A 752-nucleotide genomic window follows, 5' to 3' on the forward strand; every position below is an offset into this window, starting at 1 on the left:
TCTTGGTTACTTCTTTTTGGCGAAGCAAAAAGAAGTGACCGGCTGCCGGGCCGCCCCCGGCTAGGTCGTGGCGGAGCACATACGGAATCAGTTACCGTAGTCAGTTCATTCGGTGCAATGCCCTGCGGTTATTGCACCCTACGATTTGACCTTCGAATCCCCTCCATGCGCATGCGCGTGGTCTTTTGAGGCGTGGTCGGAAAGATTGGATGCGCTCACAGGCGGAAGATTTTGACTCGGTGCCCCCAAGGGGATTCGCCCACATTCTGCGGGCCGCGGTTCGGCTTGCAAGCCGAACCCTTCGAATCCCCTCCACGCGCATGCGCGTGGTCTTTTGAGGCGTAGTCGGAAAAAAAATAGTCACACTTGCGTGTGACTATTTTTTATTTTGGTGTCCCCAAGGGGATTCGAACCCCTGTACTCACCGTGAAAGGGTGATGTCCTAGGCCTCTAGACGATGGGGACAGAAACTGTCCGTGCTGGCCGGTGGTGCTTTTTACTGCTGGTGTTGCAAGCTTCTTTGAAGCTCTCCCAAGGGGATTCGCCCACATGCTGCGGGCCGCGGTTCGGCTTGCAAGCCGAACCCTTCGAATCCCCCCCACGTGCATGCACGTGGTCTTTTGATACTTCTGCTACAAAAAAAATTGCCACACTGCGTGTGGCTATTTTTTTATCTTGGTGTCCCCAAGGGGATTCGAACCCCTGTACTCACCGTGAAAGGGTGATGTCCTAGGCCTCTAGACGATGGGGAC

2 tRNA genes are annotated in these 752 nt (G+C 54.9%); both read right to left on the reverse strand.

The window, feature by feature from the left end:
• Window positions 1–389 precede the first annotated feature (389 nt).
• Window positions 390–465: transfer RNA gene (locus tag QN370_RS20570), tRNA-Glu, on the reverse strand.
• A 211-nt stretch (window positions 466–676) separates the two neighbouring features.
• A tRNA-Glu gene (locus QN370_RS20575) sits at window positions 677–752 on the reverse strand.

The sequence above is a fragment of the Actimicrobium sp. CCI2.3 genome (assembly GCF_035019065.1).
In the GTDB taxonomy this organism is placed as follows: Bacteria; Pseudomonadota; Gammaproteobacteria; order Burkholderiales; family Burkholderiaceae_D; genus Actimicrobium.